Raw genomic sequence first — 1,463 nt, 5'->3', positions numbered from 1 at the left:
ATTTCTTTTACATTATCAATATTTTAAGATTTCAGTTTCAAAAACACAGCTAAACCCTTATATTTAGTACTCAGGCAAATAACTTTTATTTATAAGATAATGGCCCTACAAAAAAGTATCCTCTAAAATCAAAATTCCTATTGGTACTTTTTATCGTTGCTTCGATAATAATATCTACTCTTTTTTTGGCTCTACTCACATCATCTACAAAATATTTTGTCTCAGACAATTCTACTTTAAGTTCATTTACATTAATCCTAACCTCATGAAAAAGTAAAGACTGTCTCATGGTCTTTGAAATTATCTCTTTTAATGTGTTTTCATTCATTAATAAATCAAAGTCTATTTCCCAAATTTTAGACCCAAAGGTTTCATCAAATTTACATTCTCCAAAAGTTGTTGTTGCTAACAATATTACTTGTTGAGCAATAGAATGTTCAATCGATGTCTTTTCTAACTCTTTTTTCTGAATTATTGCATTAAAATCTATTGGCAGTTTATAAAAAGCTCCTTTCATATCTTTTACTTTTTTAAATGTAAATTAGCTTATCTGCTTGTCCCTGCTTATTTGTTTCCATTCCTTTCGAAACTTGTTTTCTCTTAATAACATGAAGTTTTACTTTTGGTGTAAGCTTCAAAAACTTCTCGCGATATAAAATGTCCCCTATAAAGCGTTGTCCTTTTTTTTCATCAACAATAATAAAATAACTCGTTCCTTTTTCGGCTTTAAACGTATTTATGTCTCCTGCAAAAATTTGTATATTTTTATCCTCGTTCTGAAAAGTATAGGTAAGCACATCATGATTCAATTTTCTATATTTAGAAATATCAAATGTTTCAATTTCTTCTTTTAAAGGTTCAAAAGGTATATTCTCAAAAAGAAAGTTTTTTGTCGCCAAAAATTTTAATCCCAGGAAACTCCATAGCCCTTTCTTTGTTGTTTGTTCCTTAAAGAAATAAGTATCTCGTGTAACTTTATATATTTCTTTTTCTTCAGTTTTATCATCTGTAACTATCATCTGATAGGTTGGAATCTCAATTTCAGCAGGAATTTCAGCACCTTTAAAATGCGTTTTTAAATTCACCGATCCTACTTGCTGCTCAGAGATTGTTATACTAATAGTATGCTTCTTCAAGGCAGAATCTGTTCGAACGATAACTTTACCTTCGCCACTTCCTGCATAAAAAACAGAACCATCATTATCTGTGAGTCCTAGTGAAAGATTTAATTCTGGAATTGGCATATTATATTTTTTTAATAAATTGTTTTTTAACTTTATTTCTAAAATGACATAGATTGGTCAAAATATTTATAATTTACTCTTCGAGACCAAAGATAAATTCCCCTTATTTTTTCTTAACTCTATACAACTTCAAACAACTTAAGTATTCTTTTATATTTTCATTATCTACAGCACTTGGGCTAAATTCATAATCCCTTTTGAGTGTAAAAAACCTTATAG

At 28.7% G+C, this 1,463-nt stretch carries 2 protein-coding genes; both read right to left on the bottom strand.

The window, feature by feature from the left end:
* Window positions 1-85: 85 nt before the first annotated feature.
* A complete protein-coding gene (locus B8T70_RS23470) occupies window positions 86-517 on the bottom strand; it encodes a GPW/gp25 family protein (RefSeq protein WP_086896435.1) in 432 nt (143 codons plus the stop codon).
* Window positions 518-530: 13 nt separating this feature from the next.
* Window positions 531-1,244 carry a hypothetical protein gene (locus B8T70_RS23465; RefSeq protein WP_086896434.1) on the bottom strand — a complete coding sequence of 238 codons (714 nt, stop codon included), beginning with the start codon at window positions 1,242-1,244 and terminating at the stop codon, window positions 531-533.
* Window positions 1,245-1,463 lie beyond the last annotated feature (219 nt).

The sequence above is a fragment of the Flavobacterium sp. AJR genome, from assembly GCF_002156885.1.
Classification (GTDB): domain Bacteria; phylum Bacteroidota; class Bacteroidia; order Flavobacteriales; family Flavobacteriaceae; genus Flavobacterium.
The sequence above is the reverse complement of the archived record's forward strand: the minus strand, read 5'-3'. Positions and strand labels throughout refer to the sequence as shown.